Genomic DNA, 23,645 nt, shown 5'->3' on the forward strand with positions numbered 1-23,645 from the left:
GGAAATTAGTCCTGCTTCTTTTTTGTCAGGACGAAAGACAGAATGATGAATGCGATGGAAACGAGGAGCAGCACCGTGCACATGGCATTGAGTTCAGGCGTGACGATGTTGCGGATGCGCGACCAGATGAAGAGCGGCAGCGTGGTTTCGCCGGGACCCGCAATCAGCTGGGTGATGGTGAAGTCGTCAAACGAGACGATGAAGGCGAGCGCCGCCCCGGAGGAGATGCCGGGCAGGAGCAGCGGCAGCGTCACATAGCGAAACGTCTTCCAGCGATCCGCGTAGAGATCCGCCGCCGCATTTTCCAGCGTCACGTCCATGCCCTCGAGCCGAGCCTTGATCGGCAGATAGGCGAAGGGAATGCAGAAGGACGTATGCGCCAGCACGATCTTCAGGATGCCAAAGCTGATGCCGAAGGCCTGCGCGATGAAGGAAAAGAAGGCGAGCAGCGACACCGCGCTGACGATTTCCGGCACGATCAGCGGCGAGGTGATGATCAGCATCGTCGCCCCCTGCCCGCGCCAGCGCTTGACCCTTGTGGTGGCAAGCGCTGCCATCGTGCCGAGGATTGTCGACATGACCGTCGCCGCAACGGCAACGACGATCGACAGGATGGCGGAGTCGAAGAAGCCCTGGTTCTTCATCAGCGTCACATACCAGCGCAGGGAGAAGCCCTGCCAGGATGCGCCAATGCTCATCGCATTATTGAACGAGAAAACGAGCACGACGAGGATCGGCAGGTAGAGCGCCACGAGGCAGGCGACCGCGATGAAGCCGAAGCCGGTCTGGCGCTTGATGTCGATCTTTCCGGTGGATGCAAAACTAGCCATGTTTCACCTGTCCCGAACGGCGGAGCTGGAAGAGAAGTGCGAGCATGACGATGACCATGAGCACGATCGAAAAGGCGGAACCGAGCGGCCAGTTGCGCGACGAGCCAAACTGCAGCGCGATCAGGTCGCCGATCATCAGATGGCTGCCGCCACCGAGCAGAAGCGGCGTCACATAGGCCCCGAAGGCCGGCACGAAGACGAGGATGCTGCCCGTGACGATGCCGGGCTTGGCAAGCGGAATGATGATCTGCGTCAGCACCTGGAAACGGTTCGCATAGAGATCGAAGCCGGCCTCGGCGAGGCGGAAATCGAACTTCTCCAGCGAGGCATAGATCGGCAGCACCATGAAGGGCAGGAAGCTGTAGACGAGGCCAAGCAGGATGGCGAAGTTCGTGTAGAGCAGCGTGATCGGGTGATCGATGACACCGAGATCCAGGAGGATCGTGTTGATCAGCCCCTCGTCGCGGATGATGAACATGACCGCAATGGTGCGCACCAGAAGGTTCGACCAGAACGGGATGGTCAGCAGCAGCACCCAGATGTTGCGCTTGTCCGCCGGCCGGGTTGCCATGAAATAGGCAGTCGGAAAACCGACCAGAACGCAGAGTACCGTGGTCACGACACCGAAAATGGCAGTGCGGAGGTAGATTTCCAGATAGGCAGGCGAGAAGGTCAGCGTATCGTCGAACATGTCGCGCTGGAAGATGAGCGAGACATAGGCCTCAAGCGAGAATTTCGGCACGACGCCGCCATATTCGCCCGGAGCCATCAAGGAATAGACGACCACGATCATCAACGGGATCAGGCCGAGGGCGATCATGATCAGAATGGCGGGCAAGGCGAGGAGCCGGTGACGCCGGGTATCCTCTTTGTCCTGAAGGGTGGCGAGTTCCGACATGGCCTCAATCCTTCAGGATCTGGGCGACGCGCGGGGGAATGGCGACGCCGATCTTCTGGCCCTCGGCCAGACCTTCGCGCATGCCGGGGCGGTTCTGCTGACGAATCGTCAGCGCAGTGCCATCGCCAAGGCGTGCATGCACATGCCTGTCCGTGCCGAAATAGACGATCTGCTCGACCGTGGCATCGACCGACTGGGGAGACCCGGGATCCACCATTTCAAGCTGTTCCGGGCGCACGACGATGGTAACCGAACCCGAACTTGCGACCGACTTTGCCGTCAGCGCCTCGACGGTCACGCCGCAGCGCAGGTTCACCGTGCCGGCACCGCCGGCACTTGCCGTCAGCTCGCCCTCAAGGAAATTCGTCTCGCCGATGAAGCCGGCAACGAAGCGGTCGGCCGGATGTTCGTAGATGTCATGCGCGGAACCGATCTGCAGCACCTTGCCGCCATTCATGACCGCGATGCGGTCCGACATGGTCAGCGCTTCTTCCTGGTCATGCGTGACGAAGATGAAGGTGATCTCGGTTTCCTGCTGCAGGCGCTTCAGTTCGATCTGCATCGACTTGCGCAGCTTCAGGTCAAGGGCGGACAGCGGCTCGTCGAGAAGCAGAAGCTTCGGCTTGGGAGCGAGCGCACGCGCCAGCGCGATGCGCTGCTGCTGGCCGCCGGAAAGCTGGGTGACGGAGCGGTTGCCGGCATCTTCGAGCCTGACGAGGCGAAGCATCTCCTTGACCGTCGCGGAAATCTCCGCTGCACTCTTGCCCAGCATCTTCAGGCCGAAGCCGATATTCTCGGCGACCGTCATATGCGGGAAGAGCGCGTAGTTCTGGAACACCGTGTTGATCGGCCGCCTGTTGGGCGGCAGCATCGAGATATCCGAACCATCCAGCAGGATCTTGCCGTCGGTCGGCGCTTCGAAGCCTGCCAGCATGCGCAACAGGGTTGTCTTGCCGCAACCGGAGGGGCCAAGCAGCGTGAAGAATTCGTTGGGCCGGATTTCGATGGAGACGTCGTTGACGGCGCGGAAATTGCCGAAATCCTTCAGAACACTCAGGATGGAGACAGAGCCGCCCTTGGCGGTCTGCGAGGACGCAATATTGCTCATGAGTTAAAGAGCCACCCAGTTTGAGCTTCGCCGAAAATGCATCGGTTTCAGACTCCCAGTTTCAAGCTTCGACGTCACAGTCCCCTGCAGTCGGACGCAAGAAACCGTTGTTGCAAAGACTATCTTTGCAACTGACATCTGTTCGGATCGAATACGCAGGCCCTTTTCAAGACAACCAGACGGGACGTTAGATTGTCCGCCGCTCTCCGCTTGTCTTTTCGGAGCCGATTTCATGTCCTTCAACGGCTTCAACCAGCCGGTGAAATTTTGGTTGTTCCCGCTCTTGTCTTTGTTATTGGCGGATGTCAGTTACTGTACAATGCGAACCATTTGTGTCAATAAAATCTTTTACGGCGTAAAGGATCTATTGAGGAGGTCATTTGACTTTGTCTCAGAGTGCGACGGCAGGCCTGCGCGAGCGGCAGAAACAACAGCGACGCGACGCGATCATGGACAGTGCGCGCGCTCTTTTCGAGCGACTTGGCATCGAAGACAGCACCATGGCCATGATTGCCGCGGAAGCGGGCGTTTCCACACCCACCGTCTTCAACTATTTCGGCAGCCGTGACGAACTGCTGCTGGCGATCATCTTTCAGGGCCACCAGGAGGCGATCGACCATTATCGCAGACACATCCAGCGCCAGACCGACAGCCTCGCGGACGATCTGTGCGAACTTCTGAGCGACCTGACCGAGCGCTCGCTGGAAATTTTCAGCAAACCCGTCTGGCGCTATGCGGAATCGACCGCGATCCGCTACCCGCAATCCGAATTCGTCAAACGCTACAGCCAGATCGACGATGCGCTGATCAGGACGATCAGCGACATGCTGGTCGCTCATGACTGCAGGACGCGGCGGGGCGGCACCTTTGACGCCGACGCCCTTGCCACCATCATCTACAACCACTGGCTCGTTCACTACCTTGCCTGCCTGAAGGACGAAACGATGACGCTGGAGACGCATCTGGCGCGGGTTCTTCCGGAGATCAGGCATCTGCTGGACCTGATCTTCGAAGACGCCTGAGTGGATGCGTCTCGCCATCATCATTCGGCGTAACCGATGATGCCCTTGATCTCGAGGAAGTCGTCGAGACCGAACTCGCCATATTCGCGCCCGTTGCCGGACTGCTTCATGCCACCGAAGGGCGCATAGGTGTCCCAGTCCGGATAGTTGATGTGCACGTTGCCGGCACGCAGACGACGCGCGACGCGGCGCGCACGATCGAGGTCCGACGACGAGACATAGGCGGCCAGACCATAGATCGTGTCATTGGCGATGCGGATGGCGTCTTCCTCGTCCTGGTAACCGACGATCGAGAGAACCGGTCCGAAAATCTCTTCGCGCTCGATGCGCATGCCGGGCTTCACATCAGCAAACACGGTCGGGCGAACGAAATAGCCGCGGTTGAGACCTTCCGGACGACCAAGCCCGCCGGCGGCGAGCGTCGCGCCTTCGGCAATGCCGGATGCGATCAGGTCCTGGATCTTGTCATACTGCATCTGGCTGACGACCGGGCCGAGGCGAACGCCATCGCGGTCGGCCGGGCCGACGGTCACAGACCCTGCGGCTTCCGCCGCCACGGTTGCGGCAAGTGACATCCGCTCCTGCGGCACCAGCATGCGCGTCGCCGCATTGCAGGACTGCCCGGTATTGTCGAAGCATTCGAGCGTACCCTGCCGTACGGCAGCCGCGAAGTCGGCTTCGGCGTCCTGGAGGATGATGTTGGCGGACTTGCCGCCGAGTTCCTGATGCACGCGCTTGACGGTTGCGGCAGCGGCCTTGGCGACCGCAACGCCGGCGCGGTTCGAGCCGGTGATCGAGATCATGTGGACGTCGGGATGCGACGCCATGGCTTCGCCGACCGTCGGGCCGTCGCCGTTGACGAGGTTGAAGACGCCAGCCGGAACACCGGCCTCATGCATGATTTCGGCAAAGACCAGACCACTGATCGGTGCGACTTCGGAGGGCTTGAGGATCATGGTGCAGCCGGCGGCAAGCGCGGGCGCCACCTTGCAGGTGATCTGGTTGAGCGGCCAGTTCCACGGCGTGATCATGGCAACGACGCCGATCGCTTCCTTGGCGACCATCGTCTTGCCGACCATGCGCTCGAAGCGATAGTCCTTCATGACGTCGATCATGGTGCGGATATGCGCTTCGCCGCTGCCGACCTGGTTGTTCAGCGCCATTTTCTTCGGCGCACCCATTTCATGCGAGATCGCCCAGGCGAGGTCTTCGGCGCGCTTCTTGTAGACGGAGAGAACCGACTTCAGCAGCTCCAGCCGTTCGGCAGGCGTCGTGAGGTAGAAGCTGTCGAAGGCCCTGGAGGCTGCCGCAACAGCCCGGTCCACATCGCCACGGCCACCCAGCGCAATCGTCGCAAAGGCTTCCTCGATTGACGGATCGATGACCTCCAGCACGCCCTGCGCGTCGATCGGATCGACCCAGGCACCATTGATGTAGAACTGACCGTACTGCTTCATCGGGAACTCCTGCAACGACATGAAACCATCATTGCCTTTGACGATAGGCAAGATTTGATCATAATTCAATACGATTTGATCAAATTATCACAAAGAGTTTTCGCAGCGCACAAACCGGTCGCTCGCCGAGACCGTTTCAAGGCGCTGAGGCGCCACTCCCTGCCCCGCGTCACGGCATCGATTTTATATTCCGGACTGAGCTGTCGTCGCGTCTCTCATAATAGCCGGCTTCGCGCGGAACTTCATGCCGGAGCATCCAGAAAACCAGCACCCGACCATATTGCTCAGGCCTGCGAGGCTAGAGTGGCATGACATGCGTGAGAAAAGCCCGCCAGATGTCTCCTGGCGGCCCCTGGGTGTGTTTGATTGGGTTACGGAGGCGTGAACGCACCAGGTTTCCGGGCGGCTCCAACGTCCAATAAGGCAGTTAGGTCCAGCGATGCCGAAGTCAGCGACATCAACATCACGATCAACGGGGCTTACGAGGCAGACGGAGGTCAGTCGGGCGCACCGTCGCAGGTCCTGCTCTCATGCGCTGCCGCAAGCGGGGCCGGGCTGAATATCATTGGCGATGACGGGAACGACGGCTTCGGCAATGGCGTGTCTGCGACAGGCGAGGTCGATGGCAATCATCTCGCCGCCATTGCCGCGTGCAGCGACGGGTTCGATCTCGGTGACCAAGACTATCGGGGAACTTGGAACGACGACACGGGGGCTCACAGCGCGATGTTCTGATCAATCGGCTCGAATACAATGTTGAATGACCTCTGCTGCCACCGGTTTTGACCGTTATTCGACGGACGGCGGCCCCAGACCTCGGAGGCCTCGTTGGCGGATAGAATCAAGAGAGCCCAGAAGACGCGTGAATGCTTCTGGGCCCTGATCAAAAGCGGCGCGAGGGCGGCTGGCTCAAAAGCTCCATCGTCCTGATACGCAGCATACCGGATACCTGACAGGTCTCGTTACATTCTGTTCAGCTAGAACGTCGCCGGACGCGCCCGCTCCCGCTGTCAGTAATCCCCAATTTCAGCCGTCTGGAAATCGATAGCAGCCAGAGGAGCCGTTGCGATTTTCGTCGCTTCAGATGCGTCTATGCCCAGAATGGTCAGGACCAGGGTTGCCGTGCGCTCGGGCAGGTTTTCCATGAGCTTTGCATCGAGGTCGTCGCCCGAGGCATCCAGTTCGGCCACGATGGCGCCGAGCACTGTGGCACCAACCGAGATGAATGTCACAAAGCTGTCGCTCGCCTTGAAGCGGCCGGTCTTCAGCCCGCGTGCAATGTCCCGGTTCAGGCGGCCCGCCAGACCACTGCCGCCGCGCATGCTGCGCGCCGACATGCCTTCGCGCACCAGAAAACGCCCCCAGAGTGGATCGTCCTTGGCACGGTTCATGGTGTGGCGAACGCTGGTCGCGATAATCTCCGCACTGTCGGAGACGTCATCGAGGCTCCGTTCGAGCGCATCCGCGAAGGCCTCGAAAACCCAGTTCACGATGCAGGTGTAGATCTCTTCCTTCGATGCAAAGTGATTGTAGAAGGTTCCGAACCCGACATCGGCTGCTTCCGTGATCTCGTTGATGGCGACAGCTTCGAGACCTCTCTCGGCCATCAGGCTCATCGCGGCTCTGAGCAGCTTGGTCCGCGTCTCGCGCTTGCGCCTTTCACCGCGCGGCGCGCGTTCGCTCTGCTCGCTTGGCGAGACTTTCGCAGCTTTGCTGGCTTTGTCGGGCGCTTGCTTCATCATGGCTGAATAGGACTTCGGGTTGACAGTTCTACCGTTTGATTCTGACATTCACATCCCGCCTGCCGAGCCCTCAGAAGTCAATCGCCAAATTGCCAATTCTTGCACAACGCAATGATTCCGTTGGAATTTCTAACCGTGATGGCCATGGCGAGTTTGACGCAAAGTGCCTCTCCAAAACCAAATTTCACGCATCCAATCGCACACCCGTTGACAAAGGTCCATTTTAAACTGATGATATTATCAGTTTCGATGAGATGATCTTTTTGTCGATGACGAGCTCGTGGGAGGAGCTTTCCAGATGAATATTCAAGTCGCGCCGACTGTGTCGGCGGATGCGCTGCCGCGCGTCCCGTCGCAGGTCGATGTTCTGATTGTCGGGCTCGGGCCAGTGGGAGCGGTCATGGCCAATCTGCTCGGACGCCATGGCGTGAAAACGCTTGTCATCGACAAGGCTGCCGAGATTTTCAAAGCACCCCGCGCCATCGCGCTGGACAATGAGGCCTTGCGCATTCTGCAGCTTGCCGGCCTTGCGGAAGACGCGTTCGACACGATCGCAATCCCTTTCGTGCGCATGCGCTGCCCGATTGTGGGCGACTTCGCTCGCATCAATACGCTGGGCACAATCGACGGCTTCCCCAAACAGGTCACATTCTATCAGCCGCAGCTGGAAACCGTGCTGCGCGGCATGCTGACGGGCATGCCCGCCGTCACCGTTTCGCTTGAAACGGAACTGTCCGGCTTCACCGAAACGGACAACGGCGTGATCGCGCATCTGCGCAGCGGCACCCGGACCTTCGATATTCGCACCCGCTATCTCGTCGGTGCCGATGGCGCTGGCTCGATCGTCCGCCAGCTGATTGGCGAGCAATTCAACGGCAAGACCTATGCGGAAGACTGGCTGGTCGTCGATGCCCAGCGCGATCCGCCGGGCATCGATCACATCGAATTCCTCTGCGACCACAAGCGGCCCGTCCCACACATGATCGCACCCGGAAATCGCGAACGCTGGGAATTCATGCTGCGCAAGGGCGAACGCCGCGAGGAGGTCGAAAGGGAAGAAAATGTTCGCAAGCTGCTCGGCCAGTGGGACGCCTCCGGCCAGATGAGTCTGGAGCGCAAGGCCGTCTATCGCTTCCACGCGCGGGTTGCGCGGCAGTTTTCAAAGGGCTCGGTTTTCCTCATTGGCGATGCCGCGCATATCACGCCGCCCTTTGTCGGCCAGGGTCTGGTCGCAGGCTTGCGCGATGCGGCAAACCTCAGCTGGAAACTCGCCTGGGCGGTTCAGGGTCACGCCGGCGCCTCGATCCTCAAGACCTATGACCAGGAGCGCCGGCCGCATGCCATCGCCATGATCAATCTCGCCAAGTTCATGGGCAAGCTGATCATGCCGCGCAATGCTTTCTCGGCCTTCCTCAATCACGGCCTGATGCGCATGGTTCGCCACCTCCCCTTCATCGGCGATTTTTTTGAGGAACTGGAGATCAAGCCGCAGAACCGCTTCAAGTCCGGCCTGTTCCGAAAGTCGGGCGCCAAGACCAAGCTCGAGGCCGGCGCACTCATTCCGCAAGGCTGGGTGCGGGCACGGGACGGGCGGATTGCCTTGAGCGACGAGGCTCTCGGCTCCGGCTTTGCCCTTGTCGGCTTCGGCTGCGATCCGGTCGCAAAGCTCGACCCCGAAACGGCGCGGCGATTGGCAGGCCTCAACGTCCGGTCGATCCAGATTGCCTATCGCGGCCAGCGGCTCGGGCTCACCGCAAACGACACTTACGAGGATCTGGAGGGCCGGTTCCTGCCGGGCATCGCCAAGGCTGGCATGGTCGCCGTTATCCGCCCCGACCGGATCATCATGCATTCAGGCCCCGCTGACGACGTCACCCGCATCGTCACCGAATGCCTTGACCTTCTGCAGATGCCCGTTCGCGCAAACGCCGAACTCGCCTGATCGAAACCCTTTACGCCCTGGAGACGCAAGATGAAGCTCTCGACACCGCAGCCTTCCCGCCACCCCACGCCCACCACAAAAGCCAGTGAACTCGCGTACCTGATTTTCGAACGCCCGGACATCGCCAAGGCCGAAGCCTTTCTGATGGATTTCGGGCTGCTGCCCGCCAAGCGCGAAGACAATATCTCCTTCCTGCGCGGCACCGGCACGGCCGCCTGCTGCTATGTCATTCGCAAGTCCGACACGGCGCGGTTTGCCGGCTTCGGCCTGACCGTTGATACGGAAGACGAGTTGAAGGCGCTGGCCGCCCTGCCGGAAGCGGTGGGGCCGATCGTGCAATCCACCTATCCCGGCGGCGGCAAGATGGTGCGGCTCACCTGCCCATCGGGCTTCGAAGTGCATGCCGTCTATGGCAGAACGCCGGTCGAGCCGCTGCCGCACCGCATGGCCTTGCAGCATAACTCGGTCGACGCCATCACCCGCATCAACGAAACCCAGAGGCTGACGGTGTCCGCGCCCGAGATCATCAAGCTCGGCCATGTCGTGCTGGAGGTTCCGGACTACCAGCGGACGGCGGCCTGGTACACGCGGCATTTCGGCTTCATCCCGACCGACATCCAGATCTTCAAGGATGGCTCGCCGGCTGTCGCCTTCATGCGCGTCGATCGTGGCGACGTGCCGGTCGATCATCACACGCTGGTGCTGGTTCAGGGCGTTGTGACGAAATACAGCCACAGCGCCTTCGAACTGATCGACACGGATGCCGTGGCCATGGGCCAGCGGGTCTTGCGCGAACGCAATTGGCATCATGCCTGGGGCATGGGCCGGCATCTGCTCGGCAGCCAAATCTTCGACTACTGGAGCGACCCCTGGGGTTGCCACCACGAGCACTATTGCGACGGCGATCTCTTCACCGCCGACAACCCGACCGGCATTCACCCCGTCTCCCGGCAGGCCATGTCGCAATGGGGCCCGGAATTGCCCCGCAGCTTCACCAAGCCGCACGTCACCATCGCCTTCCTGCGCAGCGTCATTCACAGCCTGCGCACGAGCCCGGATCTCACCTTCGGCAAGCTCAGAACGCTGATGAAGCTGTTCGGCTGACCCCACCCCCTTCAAACACAGACTGGACTTGTTTCTATGGCTCTCAATGTAATCCGCTTCCAATATCAGGGCGTCCCGCAATGGGGCGTTATCCGAAACGGCCAGATCACGCCCGTGCCGGACGACTTTCCAACGACCGGCGCGTTCCTCGCCGCGCACAGCATTGAAACACTCGCATCGCTTCAGGGCGACACGATTGCCGAAGGCGCCGTCGAACTGCTCTCGCCCGTCACCGAGAACCAGCAATTCCTCTGCCAGGGTGCGAATTATCGCCAGCACATGATCGAGTCCGGGATGAACCCGGACGAGAAGCATTTCAACATGATCTTCACCAAGGCCGCGTCCTGTATTTCGCCGGCAAATTGCGACGTCATTCGCCCCGGCCGCGTCAAGTTTCTCGACTACGAAATCGAGCTCGGTCTGGTCCTGAAGAAGACGATCACCGGCCCCTGCACGGTTCGCGACGACAACCTGCATGATTATGTGGCGGGCCTCGTCATCGTGAACGACTATTCCGCCCGCGATATCCAGATCCCGGAAATGCAATTCTACAAGGGCAAGAGTTTCCGCACCTTCGGGCCTGTCGGCCCCTATCTCTGCCTGCTCGACCGACAGGAGATCGGCAAGCTCTACGACCTGAACCTGATCCTGACCGTCAACAGGGAAGTGCGCCAGCGCGACACCACGCGCAATCTGGTGAACCGTCCGCCGGAGACGATCACCGAGCTTTCAGGCGTGCAGGACATGTTCATCGGCGACCTGATCGCCACCGGCACGCCAAGCGGCTGCGCGCTTAGCGTGCCATCGCCCACAAAGCAGAAGATCGCGGCGCTACTCCCGCAGGCGAAAAAGTGGAAGATGTTCCTGGACGTTCAGGCCCGGCGTCCGCAATATCTTAAGCCCGGCGACAAGGTGGAGGCCCGCATCGTCAGCGCCGACGGCTCGATTGACCTCGGCGTCCAGCGCAATACCATTGTGGGAGGTGCATGATGTCCGGTGCAAAAGGACTTGAAGATATCGTCAGGGCAGAGACGGGCGGACTGCTCGATCAGGCACCCGAAAGCACCTACGAACTGATCCGCCGGAGCGCGCAACAGCATGCCGATCAGCCGGCGCTCAGCTTCTTCCTCAGCGTGGACACCCATCGCACCCCGGAGCGATGGACCTATGCGGAACTGCTGCGCGACATCACCCGGACTGCCAACATGTTCGCGCGCATGGGCGCGGGCAAGGATACGGTGATTGCCTATATCCTGCCGAACCTGCCGGAAACCCATTTCGTCATCTGGGGCGGCGAGGCTTCCGGTATCGTTCTGGCGATCAACCCCTTGCTGGAAGGGCCGTCAATCGCAGAGCTGCTGAAAGTCGCAGGTGCCGAGATCCTGGTCACGCTCGCCCCCTTTCCCGGCACCGATCTCTGGCAGAAGGTCCAGCCGATCCTTGCGGATGTGCCGAGCCTGCGCCACCTCGTTCTCGTCAATCTGGCCGACCATATCCCCGGCATGAAGGGGAGCGACGCCGGACCCGTTCCGCCGCATATCGCGCTTCATGATTTCAAGGCTGCGATGCTGGCGGAAGACGGCGACACATTGAACGTCGCATACGCAAAGAGCAGCGCCGACAAGTCTTCCTTCTTCTGCACCGGGGGAACAACCGGTGCGCCGAAGATCGCCATGCGCCGGCATGGCAACGAGGTCGCCAACGCCTTGATGAACGCGTATGTGCTCGGGCAATCCATGGCGCCGGGCAAGGTCATTTTCTGCGGACTGCCGCTTTTCCATGTCAACGGCGCCATGGTCACCGGCCTCGTGCCGTTTTCGCAAGGGGCTCATGTGATCCTCGGCACGCCGCAAGGCTATCGCGGCAAGGACGTTGTCAGGCGTTTCTGGGAGATGGTGAGCGTCCATCGCATCAATTTCTTCAGCGGTGTGCCCACGCTTTACTCCTCGCTTCTCGATGTTCCGATCGGTGAGAATGATATCAGCTCGCTCGAATTCGGCCTTTGCGGTGCGGCCCCCATGCCGGTCGAAGTGTTCCGGAGTTTTCAGGAGCGCACGGGCCTGCGGATTCTGGAAGGCTACGGCCTGACGGAGGGAACCTGCGTCAGCAGCGTCAATCCGCCCGCCGGCGACAGGCGGCTGGGTTCGATCGGCATCCGCTTGCCGGGACAGAAAATGAAGGCCGTCGTCCTGGATGATGCAGGGCGCTATATGCGCGATTGCGCGCCGGACGAAGCCGGGCTGATCGTCATTTCAGGACCGAATGTGTTCGACGGCTATCTCCAGCCGGAACACAACACGGGGCTCTGGGTCGATCTCGGCGACGGCGAAACGTGGCTGAACACCGGCGACATCGGACGCGCCGATGCCGATGGCTATTTCTGGCTGACCGGCCGCAAGAAGGATATCATCATCCGCGGCGGCCATAATATCGATCCATCCGTGATCGAGGAGGCCCTGCACGGTCATCCCGATGTCCATCTCGCCGCCGCCATCGGACGTCCCGACGTCTATGCAGGCGAAGTTCCTGTTGCCTATGTCCAGTTGAAGGACGGAAGTGTCCGTGACGAGGCGAGCCTGCTGGCCTTCGCGCAAACGGCAATCAGCGAGAGGGCCGCCATCCCGAAGCATATCGCCATCATAGACGCGATGCCGCTGACCGGCGTGGGCAAGATCTTCAAGCCCGAGCTCCGGCGGCTGGAAATCGGTTCTGCCATTCGCGACGAACTTAGCCTCGCAGACATCAAGGCCTCCATCGAGGTCGACGACAGCCCGGCGCGCGGCACGGAAATCGTCATTCACCTGAAAGATCCGTCAAGACGCGCCGATACCGAGTCGTTGGTCGGACGTTTCCCATTTCCCTTCGCTATCAGGTGATTGCCATCCGGAAAGATCGTTGCCAGATGGCGAGGCCTCTATGGCAAAACCTCTCCGGCCGGGACGATAAACGCGAACAGCCCGCTGGTTTTCACCTGGCGGGTTTTTTCGTTGTCTTGCGTATTGATTGTTTGGCTGCGGGGGCCTGATCGCACAGAGACTTGTCAATTCCGCCATTCTACTTTAGCAACCGTGTGCGTGCATCAGAAAAATGTAGATGCATAAATTAAAACTTTTGAAGCGCGGTGGCTACGCGACAGGTGCAGCAGGATTTGCAAGCATCAAGATTCTCCGGTTGAACCGAAGCGGACTGTCGATGTTCGGAGCAGAGGGGCGTCGCTAGAAATTCCTTGCGAAGGCTACGGCGTCCTGCAGATGCTCCTTCATCGCCTTGGCGGCGCCCTCTTCGTCTCCAGCGGCCACAGCCGCCAGAACGCGCTCATGCCCGATGAGTGCGCGTTCCACCCCTTGTCGGCTGTTCAGCGTCACGAGCCTTTCAGAGCCTGTCGCGGTCATAACGAAGCGAACTAGGCTTTCCACAAGCGGATTACCGGTGCTTTCACCCAGGACTTTATGAAAATCCGAGTCCGCCTGAATGGCCGCCTCCGGATTTTCAACATGGTCGCGCATGCGCTCGACCGTCTCCCGTAAGCGTTCAAGATTTTCGGAGGAAATGCTGCGCGCCGCCAACCCCGCAAGGTTGGGTTCGAAGAGCATCCTAAGCTCGAACACTTTTTCGGCGCTCTCGCGGCTGAAGCCGATCAGAGTTTCCAGTACATGGCGTTCACGGTCGAAATGGGCACGGACAAAGGCGCCACGACCAGCCTGGACCTCGATAAAACCTTCGCGCTCCAGTGCACGGAGCGCCTCGCGCAGGCTGATGCGGCTCACGCCGAACTGCTGGCACATGTCCCGCTCGCTCGGCAGCTTCTGGCCAGGACCGATTGTGCCATCCTCGATCATCTTGCGGACCTGACTGGCGACATCCTGCCAGATGGACCTTCGTTCTATGGCCGCGAACAGTTCGGTCATTCGGATTCCAGATAACGCTGACGTCCCCTCGACGTAGACGAATGAATACTGCTTTGCACTTCCTCTGGCAATGTTGCGCGGTCCAGAGCAGGACTTGCATCGGCGTATTTCTCGATCCGGACGAGCACAGAATGCTGGGCGGGCGCCTGAGATAGGGAGCTTGACGGACGATTTCCGGTGAGCACGTTCGGGTTTCCGTTCAGGTCGACAGACTGTTGCTTGTCATCCAATCCAGACACAAACCACGCACCCGTGGCGAGCGCAACGACCTGCGGCATGACGGCTTCCGACAGCCGCGCTCCCGCTAGACATTGCCCACGGTCATTCCAAACCTGCACGAGGTCTCCATCGACAATGCCCCTCGCCTCGGCATCCTGGGGATGGATAAAGATGGGCTCGCGGCCATTCATCTTGCTTTCCAGGCTGACGCCGACACCATCAAGCTGCGAATGGAGCCGCGTCGCCGGCTGCGGCGAAATCAAATGCAGTTCGGTTTTTTGCGCGCTTCCCAGCCACTCGACGGGCGGCGACCAGAACGGGTGCGGCGCGATATCCTTGTGACGAGAGGCCGCGATGAAGCGTGACCAGATTTCGATCTTGCCGGACGGCGTCTTCAGCGGATACGCCACCGGATCGCGATGAAAGTCCTCAAACAATGTGTAAGCTTCATTCGGCGGCGGCAACTCGGCATAACCCACCTTCCAAAAGGCATCAAAGTCTGGCAATTCAGCTCCGACATCAGCTGCGCGGCCCCGGAACTCTTCATAAATGCGTCTGAGCCAGCCCATCTCGTCCAGACCCTCGGCATAAGCTGAAAGCGTCCCGAAACGTTCGGCCAGTGCTGAGAAGATATCAAATTCGCTGCGCGCCAAACCCAAAGGTTCGATCTGCTTTCGCATCGCGGCAGTAAACCGATCCGTCGGCGATCCGGACAGGTCGTTTCGTTCCAAAGCAGACGTGGCAGGCAAGACGATATCGGCGTGACGGGCTGTCGCCGTCCACCAGATCTCGTTGACGATCACCGTTCTAGGCTGCTGGAACGCGGCAACGAGCCTGTTCAGGTCCTGATGGTGATGAAAGGGATTGCCGCCCGCCCACCAGACCATGTCGATCTTCGGATAGACGATTTCGTGTCCGTCGAAGGGAATGGTCTCCCCTGGCCCAAGCAACATGTCAGCAACACGGGCGACCGGAATGAAACGGCCCAGCGGGTTGCGGCCGGCAGAAAATCCCGGTGAGGAAACGATCGGCCGCGGATCGCCTCGATTGCCGATGGAACCGTAGCCGAAGGAAACCCCTCTACCCGGCTTCCCGAATTCGCCGAGCATGGCGGAAAGCACGATCAGCATCCATAGCGGCTGCTCGCCGTTTTCCTGTCGCTGCAAGGCCCAGGCCGCGGTCAAAAAGCTCGGCAAGTCGGTGAGCTTCCTGGCAAGCTCCAGGATCGCATCTTCCGGGATACCAGTCAGTTCGGCGGCCCAGGCCGCATTCTTCGGACGCCCGTCGCCCTCGCCCAGCAGGTAGGGTTCGAACCGGTCGTAACCCTTCGTGTGCGAGGCTAGAAACCCACGATCGATCCGGCGCGTGCGGACCACTTCGTAAGCCAGCGCCAACATGAGCGCAGTATCGCTCCCCGGTCGGATCGGCACCCAGCGATGAGGCGGCAGCCGTGGATCGTCATCGCGCCGAGGGCTGACGCAGACGATCTCGATACCCCGCTCCGCAGCCTTGTTCAGCCAGCCCAGGGTCGCATGGTTTCCCAGACCGCCGGCGGCGATTTGCGCGTTTGAAATATTGATGCCGCCGAAGAAAACAATGATCCGGGCGTTGTCGAGAATGGCCGGCCATGTCGTCGTCTCGCCTCCGAAAAGAATTCGGTTATCGCCGACGACATGGGGGCAGATGATCTGCCCCGCGGCAAAGGAATATGTCTGCTTCTGATCAACGAAGCCGCCAATGGTGTTCAGAAACCGCTTCAGATGGGTGGCGGCGTGATGGAAGCGGCCGGCCGAACCCCAGCCGTAGGATCCTGCGAAGATGCCCTCGTTGCCAGTATCTTCGAGCGTCAGACGCAGCGTGCGTTCAATGTGATCGTAAGCCGTCTGCCAGTCGACCTCGATAAAACGATCGCGCCCTCGGCGCTTTCGATCTCCTGCCAGCCAGCCTTCGCGAATGGCTGGAGAGAGAACACGCGTCGATGCGTGAATGGCGTCGGGCAGGCCCTTGAGCAAGGGTGACGGGCTTTCGTCACGATGAAAAGGCTCGGCGCGGACTATCTTGCCCGCGCGAACCTCCACGTCCGCAAACCCCCAATGGGTTGCCGACAGTCCCGACATGAAAGCCTCCCGCGTTTCAGGGCTTCAAGCAGCCGCGTTTTTCGTCGAACCTTCGAAGACCTCGTAAGGCGTTTCGGTCGGCCATTTGGGCCATAGCGGGACGAGCATGATGCCGGCAATCACCAGAAGCCGAAGGGTTTCCCGGCCGGTATTGTGAACCCGGTGAATGTCATTGGGACGCTGCAGCGAGCAGCCGCCAGCGACCAGCGGATACCGCTTGCCTTCCAGCTCCAGCTCACCCTGGCCCTGAAGCACGTAATAGACTTCCTCGCAATTGTGGCGATGCATCGGGGAGCTGTGACCGGGGTCGATCTCGACCAGCCCCATGCAGAGCGTGCGGGCATCGAGCCCGGTTTCAGGGTAGACGAGCTTGAGGTCGCGCACACCTCCATGCTCCTGCTGCATCGGCGCGCCATCCAGAATTTCCTGCGGCCCGATCGTGACGGTCTTCGCGCTCGACATGTCGTTCATTGATGATCTCCTCCTGATTGACGCTTTCATTCCCGGCATCCGCAGTAAAGCGCCTTTCAAAAATCGCGCTGCACCATCTGGACAACTGGTATGACCATAAGATAGGTATACATCTGTTCACTTGTCAATACGGCCTCGCAGCCGAACATTCGCTAGGTGATGGGAGGAAATTCGTTGAAGATTACGCAAATCCGCTTCGTTCTTTGCGGCTACGCGCTGCCGACTCCTATTCCGCTGTCCTGCGGAAGCCTGACGCATCGCAATTTCGGCTTGGTTTTCATTGAGACGGATTCGGGGTTCACCGGGGTCGGCGAAACCTCCGTCAACTTCCCGCCATGGTGCGTTCATGAGCGGCGCGCGACGATAGAAGATGGACTGGCCACGCTGCTGATCGGCGAAAATCCGCTCGATGTCGGCCGCCTTCACGACAAGATGGTCAACGCGACGCGCGCCTTTACCCGCATGTGGGCCGAGGGCGCCATCGCCCAGGCGATTTCCGGCATCGACATTGCGCTCTGGGATATCGCGGGCAAGTTTTACGGCGTGCCGATCTGGCAACTGCTCGGCGGGCGCTACCGCGAAGAGATTGACTGCTATGCGGTGGGCTTCAATGCTACCGATCCGGCCGCGGGCGCGCTGGAAATGAAAGCGAGGGGGTACACGCATGCCAAGATGCGGATTGGCTTCGACGATGCAGTAGATATTCGTAAGGCTCATGCGATGCGGGAAGCCGTTGGAGCCGATTTCGGCATGATGATCGATGCCAACCAGGCCTTCGACCGGTCACGCGCACGACGCGTCCTGAAGCAGCTGGAGGCGCTGGAACTCTTCTGGCTTGAGGAACCGCTTTTGTCGGACGATCTGGAGGGTTACGTCGCGCTCCGCTGGGAATTTCCAACGATCCCGCTTGCCTGGGGGGAAAATGCCTTTCGCCTGTCCGATTACCGGGAGTTTACGGCAGAGGATGCCATCCAATTCGTCATGCCCGACCCCTGCCGGTCCGGCGGCATAACTGCTGCCGCGCGCATGTGCGAGGCAGTAACAGAACGCGGCGTGCCCTTCTCGCCCCATCATTACGGATCGGATATCGGCTTCGCCGCAGCGCTCCATCTGGCAGCGAGCAAGCGGAATTTTTCCATCATGCTGAGAGACGAAGCGCCCGTGCCTCTTCGCGGCGATGTCCTAAAGGTCCCCTTCGAGGTGAAGAACGGTGTCGTGCGCGTGCCAGACCGACCGGGACTGGGAATTGAACTGAACATGTCCGCCATTCAGTCGGCAACGATCAGGCTATAGGATACGCAGGGAGGAGCAAGAATCATGGATGAGTTCGATTATGTCATCGTCGGGGGCGGGGTCGCGGGCTGCGTCGTGGTGAACCGGCTGACGGAAGACCCGAATGTGAAGGTTGCCCTGCTGGAATTCGGCACGGCCGGCAACAACAAGCGGCAGATCGTCCGCATGCCGCTTGGCATGGTCACCTTCATGATGCCGAACCTCGCCTTCCTCGGCGGCACGAAGATGATGTACCTCTTCGAAGCCGAACCGTCGCGCGGGCTCGGAAACACCAGGATGATCCTTCCGCGCGGCAAGGCGCTGGGCGGAAGTTCCATGGTCAACGGCATGATCTACATCCGCGGCCAGAAGCAGGACTATGACGACTGGCGCGATCTCGGCAATCCTGGCTGGGGCTATGACGATCTGCTGCCGTATTTCAAGAAATCCGAGAATTTCGTCCTGGCTGAAAACCCTGACGCCACGCGCAACTTTACACTCGGCGGCAAGCCCGTTCGCGACCAGATCGACATGCGCTATCACGGGCGCGGCGGTCCGGTCAGCGTCTCGCCGCCCCGCTCGCCGAACAGCATGTGCCAGACCTATTTCGATGCCGCCGTGCAGGCCGGCTACAAGCTCAACGCCGATTTCAACGGCGAGGATCAGGAAGGTATCGGTTACCATTGGCTCACGCAGAAGGACGGCGAGCGCTGGGGTGCGGAAAGCAGCTATGCGGGCCCCGCCAAATCGCGGCCCAATCTCAAGATCATCACCGAGGCACGTGCACTCGGCATCGTCATGGAAGGGAAACGCGCCGTGGGCGTGTCCTATGACGTCTATGGAGAGACGAAGCAGATCCGCGCGCGCCGCGAGGTGGTGCTGGCAACCGGCGCATTCATTTCGCCGCAGCTTCTCATGCTCTCCGGGATAGGATCGCCGCGCGAACTGAAGGCACAGGGCATCGAGGTCAGGCATGAACTCGTCGGCGTCGGTCGCAACCTTCAGGATCACATCGACACGTGGACGAAACAGCGCGCGCTGACCAACAAGACCTATGGCATTTCATGGGGCACGATGCATACGAACGCGATGCATGTGCTGAAATGGTTTTCCTCGCGCCGCGGCATGTTCACCTCGAATACAGGCGAGGCCGGGGGCTTCGTCAAATCCGGCCCGGATGTCGACCGGCCGGATCTGCAACTCTTCTTCTGCACGACCATGGCTTCGGCGCAGGCGTCAGACAGTTTCTGGGGCCATGGCTGGGCGATGCATGCCTGCCTGCTAAGGCCGAAGAGCATCGGCCATGTCGGATTGAAAAGCGCCAGCGCCTATGACGCGCCGCTGATCGCGCCAAACTTCTTCGACAATCCTTATGACATGGAAATCCTCGTGCGCGGCATGAAGATCATGCGCAAGATCGCCGACCAGAAGGCATTCGACGGGCATCGCGGTGAGGAGGTTGCGCCCGGCCGGCACGTCCAGAGCGACGACGATATCGCCGCCTATGTCCGGCAGAACTGCATGACGATGTATCACCCGACCAGCACCTGCAAGATGGGGACAGACCCTATGGCCGTCGTTTCCCCGGCAACGCTTCTCGTGCATGGGCTCGAGAATCTGGCGATCGTCGACGCGTCCGTGATGCCGGCGGTGATCTCCGGCAACACGTTTGCCCCGACGGTCGCTGTCGCCGAAAAGGCCGCTGATCTCATCAAGGCCCGCGCCAAAGCCGGCAGTCCGTCTCTAGCCGCCTGAATCGAACCGCAAGAGACAAAAAAGAAACCCGCCATGCTGACCATGGCGGGTTCTTTCATGTGAGCGCTGCGTTCGCCGGGACTCAAGCCCACCCAGCCGTCGATTTGACTTCCAGATAATCGTGCAGACCCCATTCGCCATGTTCACGGCCGTTGCCGGACTGCTTGTAGCCGCCGAACGGCATGCGGGCATCCCAATCGGCGCCGTTGATCCAGATCGAACCGACGCGCAGGCGACGTGCAATCTTGCGGGCCTTTTCGATATCGGCGGTCTGGATGTAGCCCGAGAGCCCGTAAACCGTGTCATTGGCGATTGCGACGGCCTCGTCTTCGGTCTCATAACCGATCAGCGCGATCACGGGCCCGAAGATTTCCTCGCGCTCGATGGTCATCCCCGGCTTCACATCGGCAAACACGGTCGGCTTGATATAATAGCCATGAGACAGCCCGTCGGGACGTCCCACACCGCCAGTCACGAGTGTCGCCCCTTCGTCGATGCCCGCTTGAATGAGCATCTGGATTCGCTCGAACTGCGCCTTGTTGACCACAGGCCCGAGCGAAAAATTACCCATCGGATTGCCGACGCTGTGTGTCTCTGCCGCTTCACGGGCGTAAGCCTTGGCCTCTTCCATCCGCTCGGCCGGCACCAGCATGCGGGCGGGAGCCCGGCAAGCCTGTCCGCAATTGACATAGCAGGCCTCGACGCCTGCCTTGACCGACTTTTCTAGATCGGCATCGCGCAGGATGATATTGGCGGATTTGCCGCCGAGTTCCTGTGTGACGCGCTTGACCGTATCGGCAGCGGCGCGCGCGACGGCGATTCCGGCGCGGGTCGAACCGGTGATCGACACCATGTCGACATCCGGATGGCGGGCCAGCAATTCCCCCGCCTCCGGACCGAAGCCGGTGAGGTGATTATAGACGCCGGCCGGGAAGCCGGCCTCCTCGATAAGTTCGGCAAAGAGAATGGACGAGAGCGGCGAGAACTCGGAAGGCTTGGCAATCACGGTGCAGCCGGCCGCCAGCGCGGGAGCAGCCTTGACGACCAGCTGGTTCATCGGCCAGTTCCACGGCGTGATGAGAGCACAGACCCCGATGGGTTCTAGCGAAATCAGCGTGTTGCCGCGCAGCTCTTCCGTTTCCAGCTTGTCCAGCGCATCGATGGCCGCTTCGAGATGCGCCGTTCCGACCCAGGCCTGGGCGGAGCGGGAGAAGTGAAGCGGCGTGCCCATCTCGCGCGTCATCAGTTCCGCGACTTCTTCGTAATGTGCATTGTAGAGTTCCAGCAGGCGGCGCAAAAGAGCCAGACGCTCGGCCTTCGGTGTCATCTGCCAGTCATCGAAGGCCGCGCGCGCGGCCGCGACAGCAGCATCGACATCCGCGGCGTTTGCCATCGCGATATGGCCGATAACCTCCTCGGTCGCGGGATCGACAACGGGGTGGCGCCCCTCTCCATTAGCCTTGACCCAGCGGCCGTCGATAAAGAATTGATCGAGCTTTTGCATTCGAACCTCCCGGTTTCGATTGTTCAGGTGAGAATTTTGCGTCCATAGCGGGCGGCGCCCGCCCGCACCTGCGCTTCCGCACCGGCAAGGGCGTCAGGTCCGACGAGCCTGAACGAGAGGGCGGTGACGGCGTTGCGCGACAGAAGATCGGCAAGCTCGGGATCGATACGCCCCTCGGGATCACACTGCGCCAACCGTGCGAAGCGGATGGATTGGACATGCTGATAAAGATCGCCGCCTCGGTTACGGCGTGATGCCTCGCAAGCCGCATAGGCCTCGCCCTCGCTCATGGAAGCGATTGCACCACCCCAAGAATAGGCCAGAAAGCGAGCCTGTTGTTCCAGTACCGGAAGATATGGGCCGATCTGCGCGTAAAGGCCCATGAAGGCCAGGCCCGGCGTGTCGGGGTGGAAAGTCTGCTCAGCCAGAGTCAGCCCCTTTTCTCCCACTTCCAGCGTCTCGCGAAGGTCAGACGACAGAAACGGCAGATTCAGCCGATATCCGGTTCCGAAGATGATCCCGTCGAAATCCTCGGCACGGCCGTCCGTGAACACGACGCGTCGCCCCTCTATGCGGTCGATCCAGGGGAAGCACGAAATCCGGTCCTCGGCGACGAGGTTGAGGAAGTTCTGGCTGCCCGTCGTCCCGGCAACCCGCACATCCTCGTGCGGTTCCGGCGCGCCGAACCAGGCGGGATTGCCGCCATATTGAAGCACGAAGTTACGCGTTTCCCGCGCCAGAACCTCGGGATCCTCCCGCTCCTGCCGCAAGGCCGCAGCGCGGGTAAAGCCATAGCTCTCAACCGGCGTGCCGGCGATCAGCTTTGGCATCACATAGCGCTGGCGGCGCATCGCGGTGGCGACTCGGTCGGCACCGAGCATCGCAAGATCGGAGGCGATTTCCAGCGCCGAGATATTGCCACCGGCAATCAAGACCCGCTTGCCCCGGTAAAGCTCGGGGTCCTTGTAGCTGAAAGCATGGATCACACCGGCGGAGCCTGCAAATTCCTCGAGACCCTGCACAACCGGAATGTCGGGTCGATTATAGGCGCCCGTCGCGATGACGACCCGGTTGAAATGCGTCTCTCTGCGACCTTCCTCAGTCTCAAGAACAAGTTTCCATGCATCGTCCGAGCGCTCCAGCCCCACAAGCCTTGTCGAGAAATGAATGCCATCTAGGAGACCGAATGCCTCGGCATAGGTCCTCAGATACGCTGCAATCTCGGTGTTGCGCGGGAAAAGCGACACGTGCTCTGGGTGGTCCAGATCAGAGAAGCGCGTGACCATGCGCGCGGTGTTGGTACGCATCTGCGGCCACACGCCCGACATCGGGTTGGTATGGTCCCATTGACCGCCGACATTCGAATGGGCCTCGAATAGGACCGGCGAAAAGCCCTGCGATTTCAGAAATCGGGCCGCAACGAGACCGCCCGGTCCCGCGCCTATGATGGCAACCTGGTTCATGATCTATCTCGACAATGGAAGTTGGCCTCAACGGCACATGCGAGCGCCGTTGAAAGGCTTCACGTCATTTGAACTTAGTGAAAGTAAATTCCGCCACAGACATTCAATGCCTGCCCGGTGACAAAGGCGGACAGGTCGGAGGCAAAGAAGACAGCCGGGCCGACGATATCATCGGGATAGCCGAGCCGTTTCAACGCGGCGACATCCTGCCAGTGACGGATCGCCTCGTCAGAGCCGAGATTGTTCTTGCCCATCTCGGTGAGAATAATGCCGGGGCAGATCGCGTTGACGGTAATCCCGTCCATGCCGACTTCCTGCGCATAGACCCGCGTCAGCGTGATGGCGGTCGCCTTGGTTGCGGCATAATGGCCTTGGGTGGCGACGCCCTGCCGCCCCGCGATGGAGGCGATGTTGATGATGCGCCCATTCTTACGCGCACGCATCTGCGGCAGCACGGCATTGGTCATGAGGTAGACGCCCTTGGCATTCACGTTGAAATGCGCGTCCCAGTCGGCTTCCGGCAGTTCTTCCAAAAGCGACGGCTTCAGGATACCGGCATTGTTGACGAGTATGTCGATGCCTCCTGTCTCCGCGGTGATGTCGGCGACCGCGCTTTCCACCTCAGCTATGTTCGACACATCGACATGATGGGCAAAGCAGCGGCGACCTTCGGCCTCCACCTGCCTCTTCACGTCCGCCAATGCTTCGGCCTGGCGGGCGAGATCGCAAATCGCAATATCGGCGCCGTGTTTTGCAAGCCCCACCGCAAGTGCAGCGCCAATGCCGCGGCTGGCGCCCGTTATCAGAGCGACCTTGTTGTCGAGTTGTCCCAT

General features: G+C 60.5%; 19 protein-coding genes. 8 read left to right on the forward strand and 11 right to left on the reverse strand.

Annotation, left to right across the window (positions count from 1 at the left end):
* Positions 1-5 precede the first annotated feature (5 nt).
* Genes LQK84_RS21300 through LQK84_RS21310 form a run of 3 tightly spaced genes read right to left on the reverse strand, consistent with a single transcriptional unit; the run spans position 6 to position 2,836 of the window.
* On the reverse strand, positions 6-830 hold the full coding sequence (locus LQK84_RS21300) for an ABC transporter permease (protein ID WP_230830783.1): 825 nt from the start codon (positions 828-830) through the stop codon (positions 6-8).
* Entirely contained in the window at positions 823-1,737 is a 915-nt protein-coding gene (locus LQK84_RS21305) for an ABC transporter permease (RefSeq protein ID WP_442967001.1), read from the reverse strand. Before LQK84_RS21305 ends, LQK84_RS21300 begins: the two co-directional genes overlap by 8 nt.
* Positions 1,733-2,836 carry an ABC transporter ATP-binding protein gene (locus LQK84_RS21310; protein WP_230830786.1) on the reverse strand — a complete coding sequence of 368 codons (1,104 nt, stop codon included), beginning with the start codon at positions 2,834-2,836 and terminating at the stop codon, positions 1,733-1,735. Before LQK84_RS21310 ends, LQK84_RS21305 begins: the two co-directional genes overlap by 5 nt.
* 380 nt (positions 2,837-3,216) lie before the next feature.
* Between LQK84_RS21310 and LQK84_RS21315 the strand changes: the two genes are divergently transcribed.
* The gene (locus tag LQK84_RS21315; RefSeq protein WP_230830788.1) at positions 3,217-3,858 is read left to right on the forward strand and encodes a TetR/AcrR family transcriptional regulator; all 642 of its coding nucleotides are present in this window, start codon (positions 3,217-3,219) and stop codon (positions 3,856-3,858) included.
* A 20-nt stretch (positions 3,859-3,878) separates the two neighbouring features.
* Here LQK84_RS21315 and LQK84_RS21320 read toward each other — a convergent pair whose 3' ends face one another.
* Entirely contained in the window at positions 3,879-5,315 is a 1,437-nt protein-coding gene (locus tag LQK84_RS21320) for an aldehyde dehydrogenase family protein (protein ID WP_230830790.1), read from the reverse strand.
* A gap of 381 nt (positions 5,316-5,696) precedes the next feature.
* Here LQK84_RS21320 and LQK84_RS21325 point away from each other — a divergent pair, with 381 nt between their 5' ends.
* Positions 5,697-6,050, forward strand: coding sequence for a hypothetical protein (locus LQK84_RS21325; RefSeq protein WP_230830791.1), 354 nt, complete (start codon positions 5,697-5,699; stop codon positions 6,048-6,050).
* A gap of 275 nt (positions 6,051-6,325) precedes the next feature.
* Here the strand turns inward: LQK84_RS21325 and LQK84_RS21330 are convergent, their stop codons facing one another.
* The gene (locus LQK84_RS21330; RefSeq protein WP_230830792.1) at positions 6,326-7,057 is read right to left on the reverse strand and encodes a TetR/AcrR family transcriptional regulator; all 732 of its coding nucleotides are present in this window, start codon (positions 7,055-7,057) and stop codon (positions 6,326-6,328) included.
* A 298-nt stretch (positions 7,058-7,355) separates the two neighbouring features.
* Here LQK84_RS21330 and LQK84_RS21335 point away from each other — a divergent pair, with 298 nt between their 5' ends.
* From LQK84_RS21335 to LQK84_RS21350, 4 genes are read left to right on the forward strand one after another with little or no spacing between them, the layout of a single operon-like run.
* Positions 7,356-8,999, forward strand: coding sequence for a bifunctional 3-(3-hydroxy-phenyl)propionate/3-hydroxycinnamic acid hydroxylase (locus tag LQK84_RS21335; protein ID WP_230830794.1), 1,644 nt, complete (start codon positions 7,356-7,358; stop codon positions 8,997-8,999).
* 30 nt (positions 9,000-9,029) lie between these two features.
* Positions 9,030-10,103 carry a VOC family protein gene (locus LQK84_RS21340; RefSeq protein ID WP_230830796.1) on the forward strand — a complete coding sequence of 358 codons (1,074 nt, stop codon included), beginning with the start codon at positions 9,030-9,032 and terminating at the stop codon, positions 10,101-10,103.
* Between the two features lie 36 nt (positions 10,104-10,139).
* Positions 10,140-11,093, forward strand: a complete 954-nt coding sequence (locus LQK84_RS21345) for a fumarylacetoacetate hydrolase family protein (protein ID WP_230830799.1) — start codon at positions 10,140-10,142, stop codon at positions 11,091-11,093.
* Positions 11,093-12,979, forward strand: a complete 1,887-nt coding sequence (locus tag LQK84_RS21350) for an acyl-CoA synthetase (protein ID WP_230830800.1) — start codon at positions 11,093-11,095, stop codon at positions 12,977-12,979. The genes LQK84_RS21345 and LQK84_RS21350 overlap by 1 nt, the downstream gene beginning before the upstream one ends.
* A gap of 339 nt (positions 12,980-13,318) precedes the next feature.
* Here LQK84_RS21350 and LQK84_RS21355 read toward each other — a convergent pair whose 3' ends face one another.
* From LQK84_RS21355 to LQK84_RS21365, 3 genes are read right to left on the reverse strand one after another with little or no spacing between them, the layout of a single operon-like run.
* Entirely contained in the window at positions 13,319-14,011 is a 693-nt protein-coding gene (locus LQK84_RS21355) for a FadR/GntR family transcriptional regulator (protein WP_230830802.1), read from the reverse strand.
* Positions 14,008-16,347: a molybdopterin-dependent oxidoreductase gene (locus LQK84_RS21360; RefSeq protein WP_230830804.1), complete on the reverse strand. Its 2,340-nt coding sequence runs from the start codon at positions 16,345-16,347 to the stop codon at positions 14,008-14,010. Before LQK84_RS21360 ends, LQK84_RS21355 begins: the two co-directional genes overlap by 4 nt.
* Positions 16,348-16,371: 24 nt before the next feature.
* Positions 16,372-16,818: a cupin domain-containing protein gene (locus LQK84_RS21365; RefSeq protein ID WP_230830805.1), complete on the reverse strand. Its 447-nt coding sequence runs from the start codon at positions 16,816-16,818 to the stop codon at positions 16,372-16,374.
* A 174-nt stretch (positions 16,819-16,992) separates the two neighbouring features.
* Between LQK84_RS21365 and LQK84_RS21370 the strand changes: the two genes are divergently transcribed.
* Positions 16,993-18,111 (forward strand): mandelate racemase/muconate lactonizing enzyme family protein, encoded by a 1,119-nt coding sequence (locus tag LQK84_RS21370; RefSeq protein ID WP_230830806.1) that lies wholly within the window; start codon positions 16,993-16,995, stop codon positions 18,109-18,111.
* A gap of 24 nt (positions 18,112-18,135) precedes the next feature.
* Positions 18,136-19,845 (forward strand): GMC family oxidoreductase, encoded by a 1,710-nt coding sequence (locus LQK84_RS21375; protein WP_230830807.1) that lies wholly within the window; start codon positions 18,136-18,138, stop codon positions 19,843-19,845.
* An 82-nt stretch (positions 19,846-19,927) separates the two neighbouring features.
* Here LQK84_RS21375 and LQK84_RS21380 read toward each other — a convergent pair whose 3' ends face one another.
* From LQK84_RS21380 to LQK84_RS21390, 3 genes are all read right to left on the reverse strand, one after another.
* A complete protein-coding gene (locus tag LQK84_RS21380) occupies positions 19,928-21,349 on the reverse strand; it encodes an aldehyde dehydrogenase family protein (RefSeq protein WP_230830808.1) in 1,422 nt (473 codons plus the stop codon).
* A gap of 23 nt (positions 21,350-21,372) precedes the next feature.
* Entirely contained in the window at positions 21,373-22,812 is a 1,440-nt protein-coding gene (locus LQK84_RS21385; RefSeq protein WP_230830810.1) for a flavin-containing monooxygenase, read from the reverse strand.
* 74 nt (positions 22,813-22,886) lie between these two features.
* Entirely contained in the window at positions 22,887-23,645 is a 759-nt protein-coding gene (locus LQK84_RS21390) for an SDR family NAD(P)-dependent oxidoreductase (protein WP_230830812.1), read from the reverse strand.

This window comes from Rhizobium sp. C4, assembly GCF_021026315.1.
GTDB lineage: Bacteria > Pseudomonadota > Alphaproteobacteria > Rhizobiales > Rhizobiaceae > Ensifer_A.

Excerpts from the sequence above, each read along its gene's own strand:
- LQK84_RS21300 (WP_230830783.1), bottom strand. The coding sequence starts at position 830 with ATGGCTAGTTTTGCATCCACCGGAAAGATCGACATCAAGCGCCAGACC.
- LQK84_RS21310 (WP_230830786.1), bottom strand. The coding sequence starts at position 2,836 with ATGAGCAATATTGCGTCCTCGCAGACCGCCAAGGGCGGCTCTGTCTCC.
- LQK84_RS21320 (WP_230830790.1), bottom strand. The coding sequence starts at position 5,315 with ATGAAGCAGTACGGTCAGTTCTACATCAATGGTGCCTGGGTCGATCCG.
- LQK84_RS21330 (WP_230830792.1), bottom strand. The coding sequence starts at position 7,057 with ATGATGAAGCAAGCGCCCGACAAAGCCAGCAAAGCTGCGAAAGTCTCG.
- LQK84_RS21335 (WP_230830794.1), top strand. The coding sequence starts at position 7,356 with ATGAATATTCAAGTCGCGCCGACTGTGTCGGCGGATGCGCTGCCGCGC.
- LQK84_RS21340 (WP_230830796.1), top strand. The coding sequence starts at position 9,030 with ATGAAGCTCTCGACACCGCAGCCTTCCCGCCACCCCACGCCCACCACA.
- LQK84_RS21345 (WP_230830799.1), top strand. The coding sequence starts at position 10,140 with ATGGCTCTCAATGTAATCCGCTTCCAATATCAGGGCGTCCCGCAATGG.
- LQK84_RS21350 (WP_230830800.1), top strand. The coding sequence starts at position 11,093 with ATGTCCGGTGCAAAAGGACTTGAAGATATCGTCAGGGCAGAGACGGGC.
- LQK84_RS21355 (WP_230830802.1), bottom strand. The coding sequence starts at position 14,011 with ATGACCGAACTGTTCGCGGCCATAGAACGAAGGTCCATCTGGCAGGAT.
- LQK84_RS21360 (WP_230830804.1), bottom strand. The coding sequence starts at position 16,347 with ATGTCGGGACTGTCGGCAACCCATTGGGGGTTTGCGGACGTGGAGGTT.
- LQK84_RS21365 (WP_230830805.1), bottom strand. The coding sequence starts at position 16,818 with ATGAACGACATGTCGAGCGCGAAGACCGTCACGATCGGGCCGCAGGAA.
- LQK84_RS21375 (WP_230830807.1), top strand. The coding sequence starts at position 18,136 with ATGGATGAGTTCGATTATGTCATCGTCGGGGGCGGGGTCGCGGGCTGC.
- LQK84_RS21380 (WP_230830808.1), bottom strand. The coding sequence starts at position 21,349 with ATGCAAAAGCTCGATCAATTCTTTATCGACGGCCGCTGGGTCAAGGCT.
- LQK84_RS21385 (WP_230830810.1), bottom strand. The coding sequence starts at position 22,812 with ATGAACCAGGTTGCCATCATAGGCGCGGGACCGGGCGGTCTCGTTGCG.
- LQK84_RS21390 (WP_230830812.1), bottom strand. The coding sequence starts at position 23,645 with ATGGGACAACTCGACAACAAGGTCGCTCTGATAACGGGCGCCAGCCGC.